This is a genomic window from Mesorhizobium sp. L103C105A0 (assembly GCF_000502215.1).
GTDB lineage: Bacteria > Pseudomonadota > Alphaproteobacteria > Rhizobiales > Rhizobiaceae > Mesorhizobium.
This window is the reverse complement of the sequence record NZ_AYXF01000010.1, coordinates 12,792-34,890: the sequence shown is the minus strand read 5'-3', so window position 1 is coordinate 34,890 and position 22,099 is coordinate 12,792. Positions and strand designations below refer to the sequence as shown.

Below are 22,099 nucleotides of genomic sequence, written 5' to 3'. Positions count from 1 at the left end.
CCTTGGAACATCCCAGTTTCGGATCGACCGATCCGTCTATCGCCCGGACGTTCCGGGCGAATTCTCAATTGTGCCCCGCTCTCTATCGCGCCCTGCGCCGCCAGGTGTCGCTGGCGACGGCCAGCGCGATCACCACGCCGATCACCACCTGCTGGATGAAGGGCGAGACGCCGAGCAGATTGAGGCCGTTGCGCAGCACGCCGATGATGAGCACGCCGACCGCTGTGCCGCCGATCGAGCCGACGCCGCCCGAGAGGCTGGCGCCGCCGATCACCACCGCCGCGATGGTGTCGAGCTCATAGCCGAGGCCGGAACTCGGCTGCACCGAATCCAGCCGCGCGGCAAGCACAATGCCTGCAAGACCCGCAAGCACGCCGCAGATGGCATAGACCCAGTTGGTCAGCGACTTCACCGGAATGCCGGAGAGCCGCGCCACCTCGGCGCTGCCGCCGATGGCGTAAAGGCTGCGGCCGGTGGCGCGGTAGTTGAGGAAGATGGCGAAGACGATCGCCAGCACCATCATCACCCCGACTGTGACCGACAGGAAGCCGAAATGGCGGATGATCGACAGGCTGGTGAACCAGTCGGGAAAGCCGACGATCTGCGAGCCGTCGGTGATCATGTTGGCAAGGCCGCGCGCCACCGACATCATCGCCAGCGTCGCGATGAACGGCGGCAGCCGGGTGACGGTCACCAGCAGGCCGGACACCAGTCCGCAAAGGCCGGCGACGACCAGTGCTGCAACGACGCCGGCCGCAAGGCCGAGATTGAGATAGTCGGGATGGGAGACAAAGCCCATCACCATGGCGGCCAGCGCCAGCACCGAGCCGACCGAGAGATCGATGCCGCCGATCAGGATCACCAGCGTCATGCCGATTGCCATGATGCCGAGCACCGTGATCTGGTCGAGCACGTTGAGGATGTTGCGCACGGTGAGGAACGTGTCGGTGGTCAACGTCAGCGCCAGGCAAAGCAGCAGCAGCCCGATCAGCGGCCCCATGGTTCCGGCAAACAGTGCCGAAAGCTTCGCGGCCGTCGCACCTTGAGTGCCGGGCGCGGCTTTCAACTCGCCAGCCTTCGACTCGCTTGCATCATTACTCACGGCCACTTCGTCTCCTCCGTCAGCGAAACGGCGATGGCCTGCCGTCCGCTCTTGTTCACCAGGCACCTCCCTGTGAACAATTTATCTTTGATATACAATTTTGTTCAGCTAAACTGTTCATTAGAAAATTGTCAAGAGCCGTTGCGCCATTCGGCGACGGTTTGCGCCACAGGGCGGTTTGTCCTAGGGAAGGCCAGGCGGCGGCGCCTGCGGAAAAGATTTCCGAAATCTGCCGCGGGAGGGCAAAAGATGGCGACCGTCGAAAATGAGAAGGCTTCGCGCTTCCCCGATGCCGAGCTCAAGGCCCGCGCCGCCTGGCACTACTATGTCGAGGGTCTGACGCAGGAGCGCATCTCCGAGATCCTCGGCGTCGGCCGCATCAAGGTGCACCGCATTCTCTCCGCTGCCCGCGAGGAGGGCATCGTGCAGTTCCGCATTCGCGACAGTGTCGTCGAATGCGTGCAGCTCGAGGAGAGCCTGAAGCAGCGCTTCGGGCTAAGCCAGGCGGTCGTGGTGCCGTCGGCCGCCGACCGCAGCAACGCGCCGCTGATGATCGGCCACGCGGCCGCTGCCTATCTCGCCGACAACGTCAATGCCGGCGACGTCATTGCGCTGGGCTGGGGCCGGACGCTGAAATTCGCCATCAACGAATTGCCGAGGCGGCCGATCGCCAGGACGACGGTCGTCTCGATGCTCGGCGGCCTCACCCACGCGCAGCCGCTCAACCCGACCGAAAGCGCCTGGGAGTTCGCCGAAAAGATCGGCGCTGAATGTTTCCTGCTGCCGGTGCCGGTCTATGCCGACAAGCCGGAACAGCGCGATGCCTTCATGAGCCAGCGCAGCGTTCAGGATGTCGTCTTCCGCGCGCGCCGCGCCAACATCGCCGTGCTCAGCGTCGGCTCGTTTTCCAAGGACAGCCCGATCGCCAATTACGGCTTCATCAAACCGAGCGAACTAGAGGAATTGCAGGCGGCCGGCGCGGTCGGCGACCTCTTGTGCCATTTCATCGACGCCGAGGGCCACCCTGTCGACCATGAGGTCAACCGCCGCGTCTGCGCCTATCCGCTGCAGGATCTGTCCGATATTCCGAGCATCATCCTGGTGTCAGGCGGTCAGGAGAAGGTCGCCGTCATGCGCGCGGCGCTCGCCAACACCAGGATTTCGGTGCTCATTACCGATGAAGATGCGGCCAAAGGCCTGCTCAACCGTTGAGCGCTGTCCGGCGTCGGTCAGAATTCGCAGGGCTCCGGACGATTGTCGTCCGACCAGTCGGCCAGTGCGATCGGCACGAATTTTCCCGCGACCGGTTTGCCGTCGTCCAGGTCCTTTGAAGCGGTGCCTTTGCCGGTGAGAAAATTGATGTCGCAGCCGCCCAGCGTCGTCTCGACCGAGCCGTCGGCTTTCTGCACATTCCAGTCCCAGTCGCGACTGTAGCCGGCGACAAGGAGTTTACCGCCGCGCCAGACGATGGTCAGCGTCGCATCCCATGATTTGTTGGCGCCGCAGCCGAAGCACGAGGTGACGACAAGCGATCCCTTGCCCTTGCTTTCGAGCCCGAGAACACGGTCCTGTGTCAGCGCCTTTTTGACAAAGTCAGGCTTGCGCGAAGGATCGAGCTTTCCTTCGCCGGCAGCCAGATAGATCGAGAGATCCGCCAGCCCGGTGTCGGAATCCGCTGCGATCGCGGCCCGATCCATCCTGCCGTCATTGTCCATGTCGAGCGTGACCTCGAAGGGCGGCTCGTCCTGCGCACGCGCCGTCATCGGAGCTGCCGCAAGCGCGACAATCCAGGGCAGGGCGGCAAGGTGAAATACTGCTTTCATGAGCCCGATGAGTCTAGCATTGGCCGGGCGGGACGCAAAATCGGCAAGCTGGGCAGGTTGGGCATGGGAGCCTCACGCAGGCAAGCTGCGCTTGAACTCAGATCGCACCGAGCCGCGCGTGGATGTCGCGTGTCGCGTGATAGAGGTCGCGGTAGATCGCCTTGCGCGCCCGGTAAGCCGGCACCAGCGTCATATCCGGATCGACACGCCTGGCCGGCGCCGCCGCCATTGCCTTGGCGGCGTCTTCCGCCGAGGCGAACCAGCCGATCGCCGAAGCCGCCAGCATGGCCGCGCCAAGGGCCGCCGCCTCGTTGACCGGCGACACGAACAGCGGCCGCTCCAGCACGCTGGCCATGATCTTCATCAGCAGCGCCGAATTGGTGCCGCCGCCGGCGGCAATCATCTCTCCCGGCTTGCCGCCGCTTTCGGCCTCCATCGCCTCGCTGGCGATGGCCTGCTCCAAAGCGATGCCTTCCAGCGTGGCGCGGAAGAGATGCCTGGGCTCATGGTCGAGCGACAGGCCAACAACGGCGCCGCGCGCCGCGCCATCCCAATAGGGGCTCATGACGCCGGCCCAATAGGGCATGACCAAAAGACCGTCGCCGCCGGCCGCAACATCGACCGCACCCTTCTCCAGTTCTGCCGCGGAAGACGCGCCGGTGGTGCGCACGATCCAGTCGACCAGTTGCATGCCCGAGCGCAGCACGGTTTCCAGCATGAAGCCGGAGCCGGTCGGCGAGACCAGCGTGCGAAACGCGTCCGATGTGGTGACCGTGCCGGAATAGCAGCCGCTGACGACGCCGGAGCCGAGCGAGAGATAGCTCCTGCCGGCACCATAGACGCCCATGCCGAGACCCATGGCCTGGCCATCGCCGGCGCCGGCGACAATTGGCGTGCCCGCTTTGAGGCCAGTCAGCTGGGCAATGCTTTCGGCAAGGCCGCCGCAGATTTCGCCTGGGCCGATCAGCGCCGGCAACTGCCGTGGCTGCAGCCCTGCAGCCGCGACAAGCTCAGGGTGCCATTCGCCTGTCGCGACATCGAGCAAGCCGAGCGGGTCGGCACTTGCCGTGCTGGTAACCAGCCGTGCGGTCAGCCGGTGAACGAAGAAGCCATGAACATCGACCAGGGCGGCGGCGTTGGCCAGCACCTGCGGCTGGTGTTCGGCCAGCCAGGCGATGGCATAGAGCGCCGGCGTCGGATCCGGCGGCTTGCCGCTCCAGTCGCGGATCGTCTCGCGGCCAAGCTCGGCCGACAGCCTGGCGACTTGAGGCCGGGCGCGCTCGTCAAGCCACAGGATCGCCGGGATGAGCGGCGTGCCGGCCTGATCGATCAGGGTGAAGGTCTCGCGCTGATGGGCCATGGCAATTGCCGCCACGCGCGCGGCGCCGACCTTGTCGGCAACCTGCTTCAGCGCACTGATAAGGGCTGCCCACCAATGTTCGGCATCCTGCTCGAAATGGCCGGGCTTAGGATTGGCCAGCGGATAGGCCTCGCGCGCCTGGAACAGCTCCGCGCCGTCGCCGGTGAAGGCGATCGCCTTCACCGCCGTCGTCGAGGCATCGATCCCGATAACGACATCGTCCATCACAGGGAGATCCCGAAGGTTCAGGCGGCGTTGGTCACAAACTGTCCATCCGACTGGTCTAGACGGCGGCGGATCTGCGTTATCACCATCGAATCGTCGGGTACACAATTTTCATAGGTAAGGAAGTCGCCGGTCTTGACCGGCTTGACCACCTTGGCGCGTTCGGCAATCCCGAGCGGCAGCGCGCCCTTGGCGCGGGCGTCCTCCCAGGTCATGGCGAAGCCGCGATAGTCGTTCTCGCCGATCATGCCGAGCGATTGGCCCGCGCCGAGATCGCTCTTGGCCACCGCCACCGCTTCGGCGACCGGATGGTCGAGGGGCTCCATGTCGGCGCGTTTGTAGACAACGGCGCGCGCCGCCGACAGTGGCACTTCAAGGCTTGTCAGGTGATAGGGACGGTAGATCGTGAAATAGGGGCCCTTGCCGACCTTGAGGTCGACCATGCGCTCCAGCACGCGCGGATGCCTCGTTTCGATGATGCAGAACACGCCGGGCGCCACGCCCTTGCCGATGGAATAGTCGACCACGCCCTTGCGGTGCAGCACGCCGCCATCCTCGCGCGGGCAAAGCACGCTGGCCAGTTCCTCCAGCGTCGCCGTCGGGCCGTGCATGCCCGGCACGTCGGGCACCAGCCCGGTGGCGTTGGCGATAGCCACCATCTCGATCGCCGTCTTGGAACCGTCGACGAACTCGACCAGCATGCGCGCATTCATGTTGCGCTCGGCCGCTTCCTTCTCGTAGTCGGCGGGCATGGCGTCGATCTTGAGCGGGTTGTTTTTGCCCTTGCCGGCGGCGATGATGTTGAAGCCGAGGCTCTTGGCGAAGCCGATGATCTCCAGCGTGCAGGCGGGTTCGTCGCCGGCCGCACCGGTGTAGACCACGCCGGCCTTGCGCGCTTCCTCCTTGAGGAAGCGGCCGATCGTAATGTCCGCCTCGACATTGAGCATGACGATGTGCTTGCCGTTCTTCATCACTTCGAGCGCAAACAGCGTGCCGATGTTGGGATTGCCTGTCGCGTCGATGATGACATCAATGCGGCCGGCCGCGGCCAGCGCATGCAGATCTTCGGTGACAGCGATCTTGCCGGCCTCGATGGCGCGGTCGATGGCAGAGGCGTTCGCAGCCTGGACGATGTCGGAGCGGTCATGGCCGGCGAGCAGTGCGGCATCGATCGCCGCTTGCGGGCGCACCTCGGAAATGGCACCGATCCGCATGCCCGGCATCAGCGCCACCTGGACGACGATGTCGGTGCCCATCTGCCCGGCGCCGGCGAGACCGATGGTGATGGGCCCTTGGGCTTCAGCGCGCTGCAGAAGTTCCGCTGCAAATTGCGGATGGGCCATATCGCTTCCTCCAGTCACGACGCGCCGCAGCGTCAAATCATCATTTTGAACATTCCTATTTCCATTTGAAAAATATTTCAACCCGCAAATCGGAGAATGGCTGCAGGACCAAATCTCCCACGGAGGATTCGTGGGGTGACAGCTTCATGCTGCGCTTGATCTCAGCCGATCTCTAGGAAAGGCTTGCCGAGCAGGTCGGGCACGACATCGATGCCGAGGCCGGGCCCGTCGGGAATGCCCATGTGGCTGCCGGCGACCGGTGGGGCGTTGGAGGCCGTGCGCACCGTCACCCACTCATGGAAGGCGATGGCATGCAGCCGGCGTTCTTCCGGCGTCGACAGCGACAGATGCGCCATCGCCGCCGTGTCGATCTCGGCGCCGCCCGTATCCTCGACGGTGATCATGAAACCGAGATCGACGGCGACGTCGCGGATTTGCCTTGTCCTGGTTACGCCGCCCAGCCGCGAAATCTTCAGCGTCAGCCCATCGGCGGCGCCCAGGCGATAGATTTCCACCATCGCCTCGAGCGAGATGACGCTCTCGTCCAGCACCATCGGCTTGTCGAGCATGCGGCGCACCGACATGTTCTCCTCGATCGTCGTGCAGGGCTGCTCGAACGTGTAGTCGATGCCGCGCGTTGCGTCGGCGAACTGCCGTGCCTGATAGGGCGTCCAGCCGGCATTGGCGTCGCAGAAAATCACCGTGCCTTTCGGCACGGCCGAAGCGACTGCGCTCACCCGCTCGATGTCGTCATGCACATTGCCGCCGACCTTGACCTGCAGCCGCCGGCAGCCTTCCGCGATGATCCTTTTGGCCAGTGCCGCCATCTGGTCGAGCGTGCCGTGGGTGACGACGCGGTAGGTCTCCGCCATGTCGCTCTCGCGGCCGCCAAGCATGGTCACCAGCGGCACGTCGGCGGCCCGGGCCGCCAGATCCCAGCAGGCCATGTCGAGCGCCGACTTGATGTAGGGATGGCCCTTGAACACCGTATCCATCAATCGGCCGATGCCGGCGAGGCCACGCGGGTCCTGGCCGATCAGGTGCGGCGCGATCTCGACCACGCCCGCGCGCGTTCCCGCCGGAAACGCGGCCGAATAGAAATTGCCGAGCGGCGCCATCTCGCCCCAGCCGGTCACGCCGCTGTCGGAGGTGATGGCGACGATCACCGCGTCGAAGCAGTCTGCAACCCGCCCCTTTGACATGCGGTAGGGCCCGTCCACGAAGGGCTGCACGACGCGATAGGCCTTGATGGTTTTGATCTGCACTTGTCTGTCCGTTGTCTCTAGGCGTTGAGGAGGGTCAGCCCTTCGATGTTCCGCTGATCGAGGCCACGCGTATAGGCAAGCAGCTCTTCGAAATCGAGGTCGATATGCTCGCGCGCATGGCGCTGGGCAGCGCGCATGTCGGCGCCCTTCAAGAGCCGCACATAGGTTTCGTGGAGATCTTCGGCCGGCACCGGCTCGTTGCGGGCCCGCTGGTGCAGGGCAAAGTACATCTGCAGCCGGCTGGTCAGCCGCTGCCAGGTTTCCAGCAGCACCGAATTGTCGGCCCATTCATAGATCAGCCCGTGCAATTGCAGTGCGGTCTCGATCTGGCGGGTGGTGTCGCGCGCGCGCGTTGCCTGCTTCACCGCTTCGTGGCGGCGGTCGAGTTCATCGAAGAAGCGCTGGTCGCGCAGCTTCCATGTCCGCTCGATGGCGAATTCATCGAGCACCTTGTTCAGCGAGTAGGCGTCGTCAATGTCCTTGGCGGTGACATCGATGACGAAGGTGCCGGCATAGGGAATGCTGGTCAGGATGCCTTCCTGCACCAGCTCGCGCATAGCTTCGCGCAAAGGCGCGCGGCTGACCCGCATCTGCTCGGCGATCCTCAGCTCGCTCAGCTTTTGGCCGGGTTCCAGCTGGCCGGTCAGGATCGCCCGCCGCAACAGCGCAACGATCTCGGCCCGGCGTGTCGTATCCGCGATCGGATTGAAGTCCAGCTTGGCCATTCCGTCACTCCAGCGAGAGCCGGAAACAGACAAGCAGATTGTCGACAATCCTACAATATGTCTGTTCCGGATTCTTGTGCCTTGCGGTTACCCCAAAAACGGCGTGCGGCGCTCCATAAAAAAACGGCGCCCTCGGCGTGGAAGCCGAAGGCGCCGCAGGACCGGGGCTGATGGGGGTTATCAGCTGGCCGGTTTCTCCTGGGGCAACGGCGAGATCGGCATTCCTGGTCCGATTTTCTGCAGATTGCCCGTTATCACCTGGTCGCCTTCGGCAACGCCGCTGAGGACCGCCACAAGGTCGCCGCTGGTCGCGCCAAGCGAGACGATGCGCTGGTCGACCGTGTTGCCCTTGCCGACGACATAGACATATTTGCCGAGCTGGCTCGAACCCAGCGCCACCTGCGGCACCATCAGCGCGTCGGGCAGCTGCTTGATGTGCAGCCGCACGCGGACATACTGGCCCGGCAGCAGCGAGAACTTCGCATTGCCGATGGTGGCGCGCGCCGTAATCGTGCCGGTCGAGTGGTCGACCGTGTTGTCGATGAAGGTGAGTTCGCCCTTCTGGCTGGCTTCGGTCTCGCCGGGCAGCAGCACCTCCACCTCGATCGGGCCGGCGGCCCGGGCCCGTTCGATTTCGGCCAGGTCCGTCTCGCTCGGATTGAAGGTGACGTAGATCGGGTCGAGCTGCACCAGCGTGTTCAGCACCGTACCGGCGACGCTGACCAGCGTGCCGACCGAAGCCTGGTTGCGGCCGACGCGGCCGGCAAACGGAGCGTGGATTTCGGCGTAGCTCAAATTGAGCTCGGCCGTGCGCACCGCCGCCTGGTTGACGGCAAGCGACGCTTCGGCCTGGCGCAAGGTGCTCGTACGCTGGTCGAACCCATCCTTGGCCAGATAGCCGCTCTTGGCGAGTTCGGAGCCGCGGCCGAGATTGGAGCGCGCATAGTCGAGGCTCGCCTGGTCGCGCTGCACTTCGGCCTTGGCCTGGTCGAGAGCCGCCTTGAAGTCGTCGGGCGAGATCTTGTAGAGCAGATCACCCTGGCGCACATCCGCGCCGTCCTCAGCCGTCTGCTCCTGCAGATAGCCGGGCACGCGGGCCTGCAAGGTGACGCTGCGGATCGCCTCGATGCGGGCGGCGTAGTCGAGGTAGATCGGGATCGTCTTCTTGACCACGCTCGTCACCGGCACCGGCATGACGAATGCCGCAGGTGCTGCCGTCGCTGCCGCCGTGCCGGCATTGAGGCTGAGATTGCCCATGTCGAGGAAGTGGACGCTTGCCACCGAGATCGCTCCCAGGGCGACGGCCGTTCCCAAAGCTATTTTCCATTTACGCATTTTGGTCTCCAATTCTATTCGGCTGCTTCGGCCAGGCGCATCGGCGCTGGTTCGGCAGTCGGTTCATTATTGTCCTGGTCATGAGCGGCGTTCAGTTCGCTGCGCACGCGGCCTTCGCGCAGCTGCTCGATGACCGCGTAGAAGACCGGCACGAACACCAGCGACAGGATGGTCGCCGCGACCATGCCGCCAAACACGGTGGTGCCGATCGACTGCCGGCTTGCCGCACCCGCACCCGTCGCAAACATCAGCGGCAGCACGCCGAGGATGAAGGCGAAGGCCGTCATCAGGATCGGCCGCAGCCTCAGCCGCGCGGCTTCCATCGCCGCGTCGACAATGCTCAAGCCTTCCTCGCGCCGCCGCCTTGCAAACTCGACGATCAGGATCGCGTTCTTGGCGGCGAGGCCGATCAGCATGACGAAGCCGATCTGCGAGTAGACGTCGATCTGCATGCCGCGCAGGAACAGGGCTGCGAAGGCGCCGAACAGGGCCAGTGGCACCGCCAGCAGCACGATTAACGGCATCGCCCAGCTCTCATACTGCATCGCCAGGATCAGGAAGACGAAGACGATGGCGAGGCCGAAGACGACCGACGCGATCGATCCTGCCTTGAGCTCCTGGAAGGTGATGCCGGTCCATTCGAAACCGAAATCCCTGGGCAAAGCGGTGGCGGCGGCCCGTTCCATCGCGGCAACCGCCTGGCCCGACGAGAAGCCGGGGGCTGCGCCGCCATTGATCGTGGCCGAGGCGTTGTTGTTGTAGTGCGGCACGGTTTCCGGGCCGACGAACGGCACCAGTTTGCCCAGTGTGCTCAGCGGCACCATGCCGCCGGAGGCGTTGCGCACATAGAGTCGCGAAAGGTCGCCTGCGTCGGCACGTGCATCCTTGTCGGCCTGGATGGTCACCCGGAAGGTGCGGCCGAACAGATTGAAGTCGTTGACGTAGAGCGAGCCGAGATAGATCTGCAGCGTGTTGAAGACGTCGGGCAGGTTGAGGCCGAGCAGTTTGGCCTTGCTGCGGTCGAGGTCGTAGTTGAACTGCGGCGTCGAGGTCGAGAACGGCGAGAACAGCTGCTGCGGATTGATTTCCGGCTGCTTGCGCGCCTCGGCGATCACGGCTTGCGTCGCGTCGTTGAGAGCTGAACTGCCGCGCCCGGTGAGATCCTCGACGACGAATTCGAAGCCGCCCGTGGTGCCGATACCCGGGATCGAAGGCGGATCGAAGGACAGCGCGAAGGCTTCCGGAATCTGCATCAGCTTGCCGCGCACGTCGGCGACGAGCTTCGACGCGCTCTGGTCGGGGCCGCGCTCTTCCCACGGCTTCAGGATGGCGAACTCGACAGCCGAGTTCGACTGCGCGGCACTGGTCAGGAAGTTCAGGCCGCTGATCGAGCCGACAATCTCGACGCCGGGCGTAGCTTGGAGGATGTCGCGCGCCTTCTGGGCTACCGCGTCGGTGCGCTCCAGCGAGGCGCCGTCAGGCAGCTGGATAACAACGAAGAAATAGCCCTGGTCCTCGACCGGAAGGAAGGTCGAGGGCAACTTCTGCCAGACGAAGTAGGTGGCCACCAGGCCTGCCGCGAACAAGCCGAGCATGATCCAGCGCAGCCGGATGAGGATACGCACGCCGTGCGCATAGGCATGCGACAGTCTGTCGAAGCCCGTGTTGAACCAGCGGAACGGGGCGAACTGCGTCTCGCCGCGATGGCGCAGGAAGGCGGCGCTCAGCGCCGGGCTGAGCGTCAGCGAGTTGAAGGCGGATATGCCGACCGAAATCGCCACCGTCAGCGCGAACTGATTGTAGAGCTTGCCGGAGACGCCGGGAATGAAGGCAACGGGCACGAAGACGGCCATCAGCACTGCGGTGGTGGCGATGATCGGTCCGGTGACCTCGGCCATCGCGGCCTTGGTCGCCGCCAGCGGTTTGAGGCCCGCCTCCAATTGTCGCTCGACATTTTCGACCACCACGATGGCGTCGTCGACGACGAGGCCGATGGCCAGCACCATGCCGAGCAGGGAGAGCATGTTGAGTGAGAAGCCCATCATTTCCATGACGACCATCGTCGCCACCAGCGACACCGGAATGGCGATGGTCGGGATGATCGTCGTGCGCCAGCTCTGCAGGAAGATGAACACCACGGCCACGACCAGCACCAGCGCTTCGCCAAGCGTGATCAGCACGTCATGCATCGATGCCGACACGAAGCGCGTGGTGTCGTAGTGCATGGCGTAGCTGACGCCCTTGGGGAAACGGGCCGACAGTTCCTGCATCTTGTCCTTGACGTGCTGCTGCAGATCGAGCGCGTTGGAACCCGGCATCTGATAGACGGCCAGCACCACCGTCGGGTCCTTGCCGAAGAAGGCCGACGACGAATATTGCAGTGCGCCGAGCTCGATGCGGGCGACGTCGCGCAGTCGCACCAGCGAGCCGGTGCCGGTGTTGGCGCGCACGACGATGTCGCCGAACTCCTTGGGGTCGCTCAGGCGGCCGACGGCGTTGACCTGCATCTCGAAGGCGGTGCCGGCGGGCGCCGGTGACTGGCCGATCTTGCCGGCCGCCACCTGGACGTTCTGCTCCGAGATGGCGTTCTGGACGTCGACAGCGGTGATGCCGAGATTGGCCAGCTTGTCCGGATCGAGCCAGACGCGCATCGAGTAGCGGCGCTCGCCGAATATCTGGACGTCGCCGACGCCAGGCAGCCGCTTCAGCGGATCGACGACCTGCAGATATGCGAGGTTGCTCAGCGCCACCGGATCGACCGAACTGTCGGGCGAGGTCAGGTTGACGATGAGGACGAAATTCGGGTTCTGCTTCTTGATCGTCACGCCGCCCTGGTTGACGATCGCCGGCAGCGACGAGGCCGCTTGCGAGACGCGGTTCTGGACGTCGACGGCCGCGGTGCTCAAGGAATAGCCGACATCGAAGGTGATGGTGATGGTCGAGGAGCCGTCATTGGAGCTCGACGACGACATGTAGGTCATACCTTCGACGCCGTTGATCTGCTGCTCCAGCGGCGTCGTCACCGTATCGGCGACCACTTGCGCACTGGCGCCCGGATAATGCGCGCTGACCACGACCTGCGGCGGCGTGATGTCGGGAAACTGCGAAACCGGCAAAAGGAAATAACAAATCGTCCCGGCGAGCACCATGATGATGGCGATGGCCGAGGCGAAGATCGGACGATGGATGAAAAAGTTTACCACGACACGCAAACCTCTTTAGAAGAACCGGCCTCTTTAAAAGAATGGGCAGACCGGGACAGCCGCCGGCCGCGCACCGAACCCGGGTCCTGCAAAAAATACGAAGACGGCGCCGCACCGCTGAGGCCCTGCTCATCGGCAACGGTCCTCAGCATCGCTTCGAAGGCGCGCGGATTGACGCGGTCCGCTTTCATCACCAGCCGGATCATCGGATCCCGGATGGCTTCATCGATGGTCAAATCCTTGCGCTGCGACATTGGAGCGTCTCCATTCCAGCGGCCCGCATCGGACGATCGCGAACCGGTTTTCATCTCTTCACCGGCCGGAGCCGCATGACCTGCAATTTTCACCCTTTGTGATCTGGCAGGACCAGTTCACGGCCTTGTTATTGACGGAAGGCCACATAGGTGTTACCAGTAAGTAACATTCGGATAGTTACAGACCGGTAACACCCTAGTCAAGAGGTGAACCGAATTTTTAGGGAGACAAGGAGACTGCGATGGCAGACGGCATTACCGATCGCGTGCGCCCCCGGGATCGAATCCTGGAGACGGCGCAGGACATGTTTCACAAGCATGGCATCAAGGGCGTCGGTGTCGACGCCATCACGGAAGCCGCCGGCACCAACAAGATGACGCTCTACCGTCATTTTGAGTCGAAGGACGAACTGATCGTCCAATGCCTGCGCGCGTCGGCGGCTAAAGGCGCCGCGATGTGGGACCAATTCGAGGCTGAGCATCCCGGCGACAAGCTCGCCCAGTTGCATGCCTGGATTCGCATGGCCGCTGCTTGCCTGGCGGCTGACGGTCGCGGCTGCGACATGGCCAATGCCGCCGCCGAATTGACCGAGCCGGACCATCCCGCCAGGAGCGTGATCAAGGAGCTCAAGAGCGCTCAGCGCGATCGCCTCGTTGCGCTGTGCCGGGATGCGGGCATCGGTCAGGCCGAGCTTCTGGCCGATACGCTGTCGCTGCTGTTCGAAGGGGCGCGCGTCAGCGTGCAGACCATGGGCTGCCAGGGCCCCAGCACGCAGTTCGTGCGCATGGCTGAAGGCCTGATCAGCTCTTTCAGGGCGCGCTGAATTCCAGCTCACCGAGTTTGCAAGGCCCCCTCATCCGGCCGCTTCGCGGCTAGCTCCTCCCCGAGGGGAGAAGAGGCTGGCGCCGGCGCTGATGATCTCCTTTCGCTTTGGCGAGAGGTCGGATTGCAGCGAATTGCTCTTTGCAACTCGGTCTCGGCAATCCGGGTGAGGGGCTTTGGATATGCCAAGTTTCATTTGGGAATGAAAAAAGCCCGCTGCCGGGAGGAGGTGGCAGCGGGCTCGATTTCGAACGAGATGCGGGAGGAGGTGCACCGCGCTCAGCGTCGGCATCGCATCTGGGAGGAGTAGATGGCCGACACCCAGATGAGTAAGGGTTGCCCAATGATTCGGCAACAATGAAAGTTGCATGGCTGCTGTGCAGATTTGCGGCATCTACCCCGACTTGTCGTACAAATCGGAGAAACCGCCACGGCGCGACGTCACTGCACCGGCACGTTTTCCTTGAAGATCAGCCGTGGCTCGATGAACTTCTTCGTCAGGTATGGCGCGGCGGATGCGATCGAGCCAAGCAGGCGGATCACAGATTGCTCCGCGATCAGCCGCGCATTCTGGTCGATGACGACATCGGCGAGGTCGTCGACGAGATAGCCGCGCGTTTCCTTGGTCAGGTCGTGGCAGATGAAGACCGGCTTCTTCTTTGGCTTGGCCTCGAGCAGCGCTCTCGCCACACCTGAGCGCCCGGCGCCGACGCAATAGATGCCGAGCAGTTCCGGCTCGTTGTGCAGCGCCTGCATCGTTGCTGTGTAGCTGCCTTCGGGTTCGTCATTGATCTCGACCGCACTCGAGACGGTGAGATTGGGGAATTCCTCTGTCAGTACCGACCGAAAACCCATTTCGCGCTCCTCGTGCCCGCGATAGGAACGCGAGCCGACGACCATCGCCAGATGACCCTGGCGGCCGTTGAGGAAGCGCCCCATCAACAGCGCCGCCGTGCGTCCGGCAACCCGGTTGTCGATGCCGACATAGGCCGAACGCGGGGCGGCTGGAACGTCGGAGACCAGCGTGACAAGGCGGATGCCGGCCTCGACCACGTCACGCAATATGTTGCGGGTTCGCGGATGATCGACGGCAATGACGCCGACGCCATTGGCCTTCAGCGACAGATTTTCAACCGCCGCCTGCAGCGCTGCCGGTGAGATGCCGCCGAGATTGTGGATCCGGCACGAGGCGACCAGCGGCAGGCGCCCCGCATAGTCCTCGATGTGCCCGGCGAGGTCGATCATGAAACCATTGGCGCCGATCGGCAGGAAGAATTCAAGATGCGCCGGCCGCGACGGCAGCGTCACCTGATCGACCACCGGCAAATAGCCGAGCTGCTTGGCCGCCTCCATCACCCGTTGGCGGTTGGCGGCGCTCGCGCCGGCCCGGTTGTTCAGAACCCGGTCGACGGTCGCGGTCGACAGGCCGCAGCTCCTGGCTATGTCGGCAACGGTGGCTTTCATGGCTGTAGTCATAGAGCATGATCCCGAAAAGTGGGAACCGGTTTTCTCGGACAAACGGGAACCGTTTTGTCAAAACGTCATGCTCTACAACGAGTTAGAGCGGATGCGTTTCCGTGCCAGACGGCGCGAAGACGGTTCAGCCGTGCGATGGCCCGCCTTCGATGATGGCGTCGCGGATCTCCTTGTCCGACATCCCGGTGATGATGCGTTCGACCTCGGCCACGCTGGTCTTCTTCGGGTCGATGTCGTCGGCCACCACCTTGCCCCGGCGCATGACGACGATGCGGTCAACCACCTGGAAGACATGGTGGATGTTGTGGGCGATGAAGATGCAGGAATGCCCGGAATCGCGCGCGTTGCGCACGAAGCTCAGCACGCCTTGCGTCTCGGCGACGCCGAGATTGTTGGTCGGCTCGTCGAGGATGATCAGGTCGCTGTCGAAGTGCATGGCGCGCGCGATGGCGACGGCCTGCCGCTCGCCGCCGGACAGGGAGCCGATCGGCGTCGTCGGCGGGATGTTCTTGGAGATGCCGACCTGTTTCAACAGGTCGCGGGCGACATTGTTCATCGCCTCCTGGTCCATGCGGTTCAAAAAGCGCGGCGGTTTGATCGGCTCGCGGCCGAGGAACAGGTTGCGCGCGATCGACAGCTGCGTCACCAGTGCCGAATCCTGGTAGATCGTCTCGATGCCGTGCGCGATGGCGTCGCTGGTGCTGCGCAGATTGACCTTCTTGCCGCGGATGAAAATGTCGCCGCTGGTCAGCGGCACCGCCCCCGACAACACCTTGATCAGCGTCGATTTGCCGGCGCCATTGTCGCCGAGCAGGCCGACGATCTCCCTTTCGTTGACATGAAAATTGGCGTCTTCGAGCGCCTGCACGCGCCCGTAGGACTTTTTGATGTTGGACATGCGGATGAGCGGTTCAGCCATGGTTCTAGGTCCCTGCCTGATGCCGGCGTTCCAGCCATGAGTGCAGCGCCATCATGCCGAGGATGATGGCGCCGATGAAGATGTTGTAGGCCAGCCCGGGCACGCCGATCAGCACGATGCCGTTGCGCATGACGCGCAGGATGAGGATGCCGAGCACCGTGCCGATGATGGTGCCGCGCCCACCGGTCAGCGCCGTGCCGCCGATCACCACCATGGCGATGACTTCGAGCTCGTAGCCGGTGCCGCTGTTGGGGTTGGCGGCCGACGTGCGCAGCGACGAGATGACGCCGGCAAGCGAAGCCATCACCGACGACAGCACGAACAGGCCGATCTTGACGCCGCTGACGTTGACGCCGCGCGCCCTTGCGGCGCCTGGATTGCCGCCGGCTGCCTGGATCCAGTTGCCGGTCCGGCTTTGCGTCAGCACGTAGCCCAGTGCGATGGCCGCCGCGATGAACCAGAAGAGCGACATGTAGATGCGGAACGGGCCGATGAAGAAATCACCGACCAGCGCTTCGGCCAGCCAGCTGCCCTCGGCGCTCCACGTCCGCTGCGGAAAGCCGTCGGTGACGAACAGCGCGGTGCCGCGCACCACCAGCAGCATGCCGAGCGTCACCAGGAAGGATGGGATTTTCAGCTGCGTGACGAACCAGCCATTGACCAGGCCGATGAAGGCCGCGATCAGCAGCGCGGCGAGGAAGCCGACCTCCAGCGAGGTCAGGCCGCTGTTGAACAGCGTCCACATCAGCACCGGCGAAAAGCCGAACAGCGAGCCGACCGACAGATCGAATTCACCCGACGTCATCAACAGCGTCATCGCCAGCGCGATCAGCCCGAGCTCGACGGTGAAGGCCAGCGTGTTGGAGATGTTCTGCGGCGACAGGAAATCGTGGTTGATGCTCCAGAACACCGCGATTTCGACGATGAGCAGAACGAAGGGCCCGAATTCCGGCCTCGCGATCAGGCGTTGGATGAGCGAACGGTTTTCCACTGATAACCTGCGACAGGAAGGGGAAGGCTGAGCCCAGCGCGCAACGCGAAGGGCTCGGCGACAAGACAGTCGCGACCGCGGCTGCGGCCGCGACTGTTGAAGGTCTGGGTTATTTGCCCGACAGGATGTCGTCGTAGACCTGCGCGGTGTCCTTTTCATAGAGCGCGCCGGTGATGACGTTGAAGCCCGGAGGAATGCCTGACGCCGCCATGTTGGCCAGCGACAGCGCGACGTAGCTGGTCGCCTGCGGGTCCTGCCACTGGCCGGCATTGACGTAGCCGGTCAGCACTTCCTGGGTGGTGTCGAGCGAGTTGCCCCAGCCGACGACCGGGATTTCGCCCGGCTTGATGCCGGCCTGGTCGAACACCCGCTTGATCGAGCCGGTGACCAGATCGCCGAGGCCGATGATTGCCTTGACCTTGGCCTTGTTGGCGGTGAGATAGTCGACCATGCGGTTGATGGCTTCGGCCTGGTCGAGGGTCGCTTCGGTGATCTCATAGGTGATCCCCAGCGGTTCGAAGACGCTCTTGATGCCTTCCTCTTCCTGGACGCCGTAGGTGGCGCCGGGGATTTCGACCGGCATCCAGACGAAGTCGCCCTTCTTCACCAGGCCCTTGTCGACCAGATATTGCGCCCAGTGCTTGCCGAAGGTGACGTTGTCGCCGCCGACATAGGCGTCGAAGCTTGCCTTGGGATCGGGCGTGTTGAAGTTGATGATCGGGATCTTGGCCGTGTTGGCTTCCTTGGCGATTTCGATCAGGCTGCCCGGATCGGGGCTGGTGGTGACGATGCCGTCGGCCTTTGCCGAGATCGCGGCGCGCACGGCCTCCTGCTGCGAGGCAACGTCGCCATTGTGGAACGAGGTGTTGACGGTGTTGCCGGTGTCCTTCGCCCATTGCTTGGCGCCGGCCAGGAAGTAGGTCCAGACCGGGTCGGCCGGGCCGCCATGCGAAATCCAGTAGAACGTCTTGGCCTGTGCCGCCGCCGGAACGGCCAGCGCCACAATCAAGCCAAGCACGAGTAATCGTAGCCTCGTCAGCATTTGCTTTCCTCCCATGTTGAAAAACGACCTCCACGTCCGGCGATGATCCGGGCCATGCCCTTGATCCTCTCCTCCTGCCAGCGCCGACCCGGATGCGCAGAGCATCTTCTTTTGCGGCCGATGGCAAGCCTCCATCCGCCCAATGGATGGTGGCGCGATGCAACGCGCCATCATCGATCCCATCAGATCGCATCAGTTAGAGGGCGATTCCAGGAAAAGTGTGAAACGGTTTTCCGTCCGGAATTGCGTCAACCAAGAGATAGAGATATTTCCCGGCAAGCAGGCGGGGCTTAAACTCAGGCGCGCGGATTTTCCTGAAAGCGCTCGGCCTGGCGGTTGCGCAGCACCTTGGCCAGCCGGTCGAGCGCGAGCGCCAGCACCATCACCGCGCCGATCACGAAGGGGCTCCATGCGGCGTCGATGCCGAACAGGGTCACGCCGCTCAAGATGACCTGGACGATCAGCATGCCGATCACCGCACCGAAGACGGTGCCGCGCCCGCCGGAAAGCGAGGTGCCGCCGATGATCGCCGCGGCAATCGCCATCAGCACGAAACCGCCGCCTTGGTCGACGTCGGTAACGGGAGAGCCAAGCCACAGCGCGCCCGCCAGCCCCGAGACGATGCCCATCAGCACCAGCGTCTGCAGCCGCACAGCACCTGTCGGGATGCCGGCATAGAGCGCCGCCTGCGGATTGCTGCCGACGGCCTGGATCCGGTAGCCGAAGCGGCTGCGGTGAAGCACGAGGTGCATCACCACCGCCATTGTGACGAAGACAAAGACAGCCGTCGGCACAAGGCCGAACAGCTTGCCGTGAACGATCTCAAAGAAGTCGCCGCCTGGGCTGGCCGGAGCTGTCGCTTGCATCTTGACGGCCACCGCCGCCAGGCCCCGGAACATTGCAAAGGTGCCCAGCGTAACGACGATGGCCGGCAGTCGCAGCGCCACCACCAGCAGGCCGTTGACGAGGCCGAGCCCGGCGCCGAGCAGCACGCCGGCAAGGGCGGCAAGCCACGGGTCGATGCCGGTGGCCAGAAGGAATGCGGTGAGAAGGGCCGCGAGATGGAATATCCAGCCGACGGAAAGGTCGATCTCGCGGAGTGCGAGCACGAACACCATGCCGATCGCCAGCATGCCGGGATACGCAGCGGTTTCCAGCAACGACAGCACATTGGCCTCGTCGAGGAAATCCGGCCGGGCAAAGCCTGTAATCGCCACAAGGACAACGAGCCCGATGAGCGGCCTGAGTTCGACGGGCAGGCGAAGGCTGCGCTTCGGGTGGGCAGCCGAACCGGCAAGCTGTAGCATGGGATCCAATCGTGTCATGCCATGGCTCCCACGAGTTTCTTTTTCGGCCGCTCCGCCCCCGGCATCTCGCCGGTGGTGGTCAGTTGCAGCACTGTCCTTCGCTTCATCTCGGCGCCGGACAGCTCGCCGGCGACCCGGCCGCGGTGGAAGACAAGGACGCGGTTGCTGAGGTTGGTCAGTTCGGACGGCTCGACCGAACGCAGCAAAACGATACAGCCATTGGCCGCCATCTGCCGGATCAGCGCATAGATCTTGCGCTTGGCAGCCGCCTCGATACCGCCAGCCGGATTGTCTAGGAGCAGCACTTGCGGCGCCGTCTCCAGCCATTTGGCGATTACGATCTTCTGCTGATCGCCGGCCAGCAGCGAATTCACCGGCGCGTCCGGCAGGCCCTTGATGCGCAGCGCATCGATCTGCCTTGCGGCGGCGGCGATCGCGGCCTTGGGCGAGTAGCGGCGAGACCCCCAGTTGCGGGCGCCGGTAGCGATGTTGCCTATGTTGAAGGCCAGCGACCGGTCGGGCATCAGGCCGTTGCACAGGCGGTTGGCCGGCACCAGGCCGATGCCGCGCCGCGCCGCTTCGGTCGGATTTCCAGGCAAGCCGTAGCCGTCGGGGAGCCGCACCCTGCCGCTTTGCGCCTCGCGCAGGCCAAACAGCATCTCGAACAGGTCTTCAACGCCCGACCCCTCAAGCCCGGCCAAGCCGAGGATCTCGCCGGAGCGGGCGGTGAAGCTGACGCCGGAAATCCGGCCGCCGCTCAGACCCTCCACCGTGATCCGCGGCCTTATCGTGCTGGCATTGGCCGGCAGTGCAGGCGGGAACAGGCTGCCGCGCTGCTGGCCGATCATGGCGTCGATCACATCGGCTTCGCTCAACGCCGAGCGCTCACTTGTCAGCACGTCACGGCCGTTGCGCATCACGGTGACCTGGTCTGCGATCGCAAACACGTCCTCCAGCCGGTGCGAGACATAGAGCACGCTCGTGCCCTTGGCCTTGAGGTCACTTAGTACGGTGAACAGGTGCTCGGTCTGGCGCAGGTCGAGCGCAGAATTCGGTTCATCGAGGATCAGCAGCCTCGTGCCTTCCAGAATTGCGCGGCCGAGTTCGACATATTGCCGTTCGCCCATGCCGAGTTGTCCCACAGGAGCGTGGACATCGACGTCGAGCTTGAGTTGCCGAAGCAAGGTGCGGCTGCGTGCCTCCATCTCGCGCCTGGAGACAAAGCCGTTGCGCAACGGCTCGCGATTGACGAACAGATTGGCCAGCACCGAGCGGTCGGCAAACAGACTGAGCCCCTGGTGGACGACGCCGAAGCTGTGCTTGCGTGCAGCGATCGGGCTGTCGACGGTGACTATCTGGTCGCCGACACGGATGGTGCCGCTGTTGGACCGGAGCACGCCGGCAAGCACCTTCACCAGCGTCGACTTGCCGGCGCCGCTTTCACCGACGACAGCATGGATCGTCCCCTGTCCGACAGACAGGTTCATATCCCTTAGCGCGAAAACGCCGCCATAACGCTTGGCGAGATTGCGCACCGATATCATCGGCAAACCGAGCATGCGATTCGGCCCCCACAGACCGCGCCCCGATCCTGGAGCGAATTTCCGATACAGTCACCCGGATTCCGCTAACAAACGGCTTACGAATCCCGGACAGGAACGTTTACCGGCTAGCCGTTCGTCCCGCTGCTCCGAAATCAGATCAGGTCGGCCTTGGCTAGGTCCCGCATGAGATGGCTGGCGCCGTAGGTCCAGTGCGGGCAATCGGGCGACAGAAGCACCCGGTTGACCAGCGCGCCGAATTTCTCCGACGAGATGGTGACGATGTCACCGACCTTGTGGGTGAATCCCTTGCCCTTCTCGCCGCGATCCTTCGACGGCACGAACATGGTGCCGAGATAAAGCGCCAAGCCGTCGGGATACTGGTGGTGCGGCCCCATGGCGGCCGCGACCAGTTCTTCGGGCGAACGGCTGATCTCGGCCATCGAGCTCGCGCCCTCCAGCGAAAACCCGTCCTCGCCCTCGACCTTCAGCCGCACAGTGGCGCGCTTGACATCGTCGATGGAAAAGCTTGCGTCGAACAACCGGATGAAGGGCCCAAGCGAGGCCGAGGCATTGTTGTCCTTGGCCTTGCCGAGCAGCAGCGCCGAGCGTCCCTCGACGTCGCGCAGATTGACGTCGTTGCCGATGGTCGCGCCGACGATCTTGCCGGTGCTGGCGGCGATCATGGCGATCTCCGGCTCGGGGTTGTTCCAGGTGGAGACAGGATGCAGCCCGACATCGGCGCCGAAGCCGACGGACGCCATCGGCTGGCATTTGGTGAAGATCTCGGCGTCGGGGCCGATGCCGACTTCCAGATATTGCGACCAGGCGCCGCGCTGGATGAGCTTGGCCTTGATCTCCATCGCTTCGGGCGAGCCGGGCTTCAGCTTGGACAGATCGTGGCCGATCAGCCCGGCAATGTCGGCGCGGATGGAGTCGGCCTTTTCCGCCGAGCCGCGCGCCTGCTCCTCGATGACGCGTTCGAGCAGGCTGACCACGAAGGTCACGCCCGACGCCTTCACCGCCTGCAGGTCGACAGGCGAGAGCAGATAGGGTTTTGCCGGATCGCGGGTGGCCTGAAAACTGTTGGCGGCGATCGCGTCGAGCGAGCCGATCGGTTCGCCCTTGGCAGAGCGCACGTGTCCGGCCGGATCGGCCATCTCGCAGATGTCGCGCACTGTGGGTGCGGTGGTCGAGGTGACGTCGAAAACGATCCCGTCGCGCACGGTGACCACCAGAGGATGCGAGGCATCGCTTGCCCTGGCTCGGCCGATGAAGAGCCCGTCGGCGGGAAGCTGCGTTGGGTTCGTCATGGCTTACGGTCCTTTGATGATCGAGATGGCAGCTGGGCCGCGGCACTTTCAC

General features: G+C 64.0%; 18 protein-coding genes. 2 read left to right on the top strand and 16 right to left on the bottom strand.

Annotated features, from left to right (window positions below; genetic code table 11):
• Positions 1–82: 82 nt before the first annotated feature.
• Positions 83–1,015: an ABC transporter permease gene (locus X727_RS142215; RefSeq protein ID WP_245260056.1), complete on the bottom strand. Its 933-nt coding sequence runs from the start codon at positions 1,013–1,015 to the stop codon at positions 83–85.
• 336 nt (positions 1,016–1,351) lie between these two features.
• On the opposite strand from X727_RS142215, the gene X727_RS142220 reads away from it, so the two are divergent.
• Positions 1,352–2,314: a sugar-binding transcriptional regulator gene (locus X727_RS142220; RefSeq protein WP_023668527.1), complete on the top strand. Its 963-nt coding sequence runs from the start codon at positions 1,352–1,354 to the stop codon at positions 2,312–2,314.
• 17 nt (positions 2,315–2,331) lie between these two features.
• Here X727_RS142220 and X727_RS1000000165700 read toward each other — a convergent pair whose 3' ends face one another.
• The 8 genes from X727_RS1000000165700 to X727_RS142255 form a co-directional block, all read right to left on the bottom strand.
• Positions 2,332–2,925 carry a hypothetical protein gene (locus X727_RS1000000165700; RefSeq protein WP_031204575.1) on the bottom strand — a complete coding sequence of 198 codons (594 nt, stop codon included), beginning with the start codon at positions 2,923–2,925 and terminating at the stop codon, positions 2,332–2,334.
• A 97-nt stretch (positions 2,926–3,022) separates the two neighbouring features.
• Positions 3,023–4,510 (bottom strand): FGGY family carbohydrate kinase, encoded by a 1,488-nt coding sequence (locus X727_RS142225; protein ID WP_023834833.1) that lies wholly within the window; start codon positions 4,508–4,510, stop codon positions 3,023–3,025.
• Between the two features lie 20 nt (positions 4,511–4,530).
• The gene (locus tag X727_RS142230; RefSeq protein ID WP_023668524.1) at positions 4,531–5,853 is read right to left on the bottom strand and encodes a homoserine dehydrogenase; all 1,323 of its coding nucleotides are present in this window, start codon (positions 5,851–5,853) and stop codon (positions 4,531–4,533) included.
• Positions 5,854–6,014: 161 nt separating this feature from the next.
• A complete protein-coding gene (locus tag X727_RS142235) occupies positions 6,015–7,118 on the bottom strand; it encodes a mandelate racemase/muconate lactonizing enzyme family protein (RefSeq protein WP_023834832.1) in 1,104 nt (367 codons plus the stop codon).
• A gap of 17 nt (positions 7,119–7,135) precedes the next feature.
• Positions 7,136–7,843: a GntR family transcriptional regulator gene (locus tag X727_RS142240; RefSeq protein WP_023834831.1), complete on the bottom strand. Its 708-nt coding sequence runs from the start codon at positions 7,841–7,843 to the stop codon at positions 7,136–7,138.
• A 180-nt stretch (positions 7,844–8,023) separates the two neighbouring features.
• Complete coding sequence (locus tag X727_RS142245; RefSeq protein WP_023804343.1) at positions 8,024–9,178, bottom strand: efflux RND transporter periplasmic adaptor subunit; 1,155 nt, start codon at positions 9,176–9,178, stop codon at positions 8,024–8,026.
• Positions 9,179–9,192: 14 nt separating this feature from the next.
• On the bottom strand, positions 9,193–12,381 hold the full coding sequence (locus X727_RS142250; RefSeq protein ID WP_023834830.1) for a multidrug efflux RND transporter permease subunit: 3,189 nt from the start codon (positions 12,379–12,381) through the stop codon (positions 9,193–9,195).
• Entirely contained in the window at positions 12,375–12,635 is a 261-nt protein-coding gene (locus tag X727_RS142255) for a hypothetical protein (protein ID WP_023704858.1), read from the bottom strand. The genes X727_RS142250 and X727_RS142255 overlap by 7 nt, the downstream gene beginning before the upstream one ends.
• Positions 12,636–12,877: 242 nt before the next feature.
• Here X727_RS142255 and X727_RS142260 point away from each other — a divergent pair, with 242 nt between their 5' ends.
• The gene (locus tag X727_RS142260; protein WP_023668517.1) at positions 12,878–13,459 is read left to right on the top strand and encodes a TetR/AcrR family transcriptional regulator; all 582 of its coding nucleotides are present in this window, start codon (positions 12,878–12,880) and stop codon (positions 13,457–13,459) included.
• A 440-nt stretch (positions 13,460–13,899) separates the two neighbouring features.
• On the opposite strand, the gene X727_RS142265 is transcribed toward X727_RS142260, so the two are convergent.
• The 7 genes from X727_RS142265 to X727_RS142295 all read right to left on the bottom strand — a co-directional run bounded on the left by X727_RS142265 (position 13,900) and on the right by X727_RS142295 (position 22,047).
• Positions 13,900–14,922 carry a LacI family DNA-binding transcriptional regulator gene (locus tag X727_RS142265; protein WP_023668516.1) on the bottom strand — a complete coding sequence of 341 codons (1,023 nt, stop codon included), beginning with the start codon at positions 14,920–14,922 and terminating at the stop codon, positions 13,900–13,902.
• 136 nt (positions 14,923–15,058) lie between these two features.
• Positions 15,059–15,853, bottom strand: a complete 795-nt coding sequence (locus X727_RS142270; RefSeq protein WP_023668515.1) for an ATP-binding cassette domain-containing protein — start codon at positions 15,851–15,853, stop codon at positions 15,059–15,061.
• A gap of 4 nt (positions 15,854–15,857) precedes the next feature.
• Positions 15,858–16,844, bottom strand: a complete 987-nt coding sequence (locus tag X727_RS142275; protein ID WP_023668514.1) for an ABC transporter permease — start codon at positions 16,842–16,844, stop codon at positions 15,858–15,860.
• A gap of 109 nt (positions 16,845–16,953) precedes the next feature.
• Positions 16,954–17,886: a substrate-binding domain-containing protein gene (locus X727_RS142280; protein WP_023687083.1), complete on the bottom strand. Its 933-nt coding sequence runs from the start codon at positions 17,884–17,886 to the stop codon at positions 16,954–16,956.
• 296 nt (positions 17,887–18,182) lie between these two features.
• Positions 18,183–19,211, bottom strand: a complete 1,029-nt coding sequence (locus X727_RS142285) for an ABC transporter permease (protein ID WP_196815016.1) — start codon at positions 19,209–19,211, stop codon at positions 18,183–18,185.
• Positions 19,208–20,752 (bottom strand): sugar ABC transporter ATP-binding protein, encoded by a 1,545-nt coding sequence (locus tag X727_RS142290; RefSeq protein WP_023745523.1) that lies wholly within the window; start codon positions 20,750–20,752, stop codon positions 19,208–19,210. The genes X727_RS142285 and X727_RS142290 overlap by 4 nt, the downstream gene beginning before the upstream one ends.
• Positions 20,753–20,889: 137 nt before the next feature.
• On the bottom strand, positions 20,890–22,047 hold the full coding sequence (locus tag X727_RS142295; RefSeq protein WP_023834827.1) for a fumarylacetoacetate hydrolase family protein: 1,158 nt from the start codon (positions 22,045–22,047) through the stop codon (positions 20,890–20,892).
• Positions 22,048–22,099: the final 52 nt, after the last annotated feature.

Excerpts from the sequence above, each read along its gene's own strand:
- X727_RS142265 (WP_023668516.1), bottom strand. The coding sequence starts at position 14,922 with ATGAAAGCCACCGTTGCCGACATAGCCAGGAGCTGCGGCCTGTCGACC.
- X727_RS142295 (WP_023834827.1), bottom strand. The coding sequence starts at position 22,047 with ATGACGAACCCAACGCAGCTTCCCGCCGACGGGCTCTTCATCGGCCGA.
- X727_RS1000000165700 (WP_031204575.1), bottom strand. The coding sequence starts at position 2,925 with ATGAAAGCAGTATTTCACCTTGCCGCCCTGCCCTGGATTGTCGCGCTT.
- X727_RS142290 (WP_023745523.1), bottom strand. The coding sequence starts at position 20,752 with ATGCTCGGTTTGCCGATGATATCGGTGCGCAATCTCGCCAAGCGTTAT.
- X727_RS142230 (WP_023668524.1), bottom strand. The coding sequence starts at position 5,853 with ATGGCCCATCCGCAATTTGCAGCGGAACTTCTGCAGCGCGCTGAAGCC.
- X727_RS142280 (WP_023687083.1), bottom strand. The coding sequence starts at position 17,886 with ATGCTGACGAGGCTACGATTACTCGTGCTTGGCTTGATTGTGGCGCTG.
- X727_RS142255 (WP_023704858.1), bottom strand. The coding sequence starts at position 12,635 with ATGTCGCAGCGCAAGGATTTGACCATCGATGAAGCCATCCGGGATCCG.
- X727_RS142220 (WP_023668527.1), top strand. The coding sequence starts at position 1,352 with ATGGCGACCGTCGAAAATGAGAAGGCTTCGCGCTTCCCCGATGCCGAG.
- X727_RS142225 (WP_023834833.1), bottom strand. The coding sequence starts at position 4,510 with ATGGACGATGTCGTTATCGGGATCGATGCCTCGACGACGGCGGTGAAG.
- X727_RS142260 (WP_023668517.1), top strand. The coding sequence starts at position 12,878 with ATGGCAGACGGCATTACCGATCGCGTGCGCCCCCGGGATCGAATCCTG.
- X727_RS142240 (WP_023834831.1), bottom strand. The coding sequence starts at position 7,843 with ATGGCCAAGCTGGACTTCAATCCGATCGCGGATACGACACGCCGGGCC.
- X727_RS142245 (WP_023804343.1), bottom strand. The coding sequence starts at position 9,178 with ATGCGTAAATGGAAAATAGCTTTGGGAACGGCCGTCGCCCTGGGAGCG.
- X727_RS142270 (WP_023668515.1), bottom strand. The coding sequence starts at position 15,853 with ATGGCTGAACCGCTCATCCGCATGTCCAACATCAAAAAGTCCTACGGG.
- X727_RS142285 (WP_196815016.1), bottom strand. The coding sequence starts at position 19,211 with ATGACACGATTGGATCCCATGCTACAGCTTGCCGGTTCGGCTGCCCAC.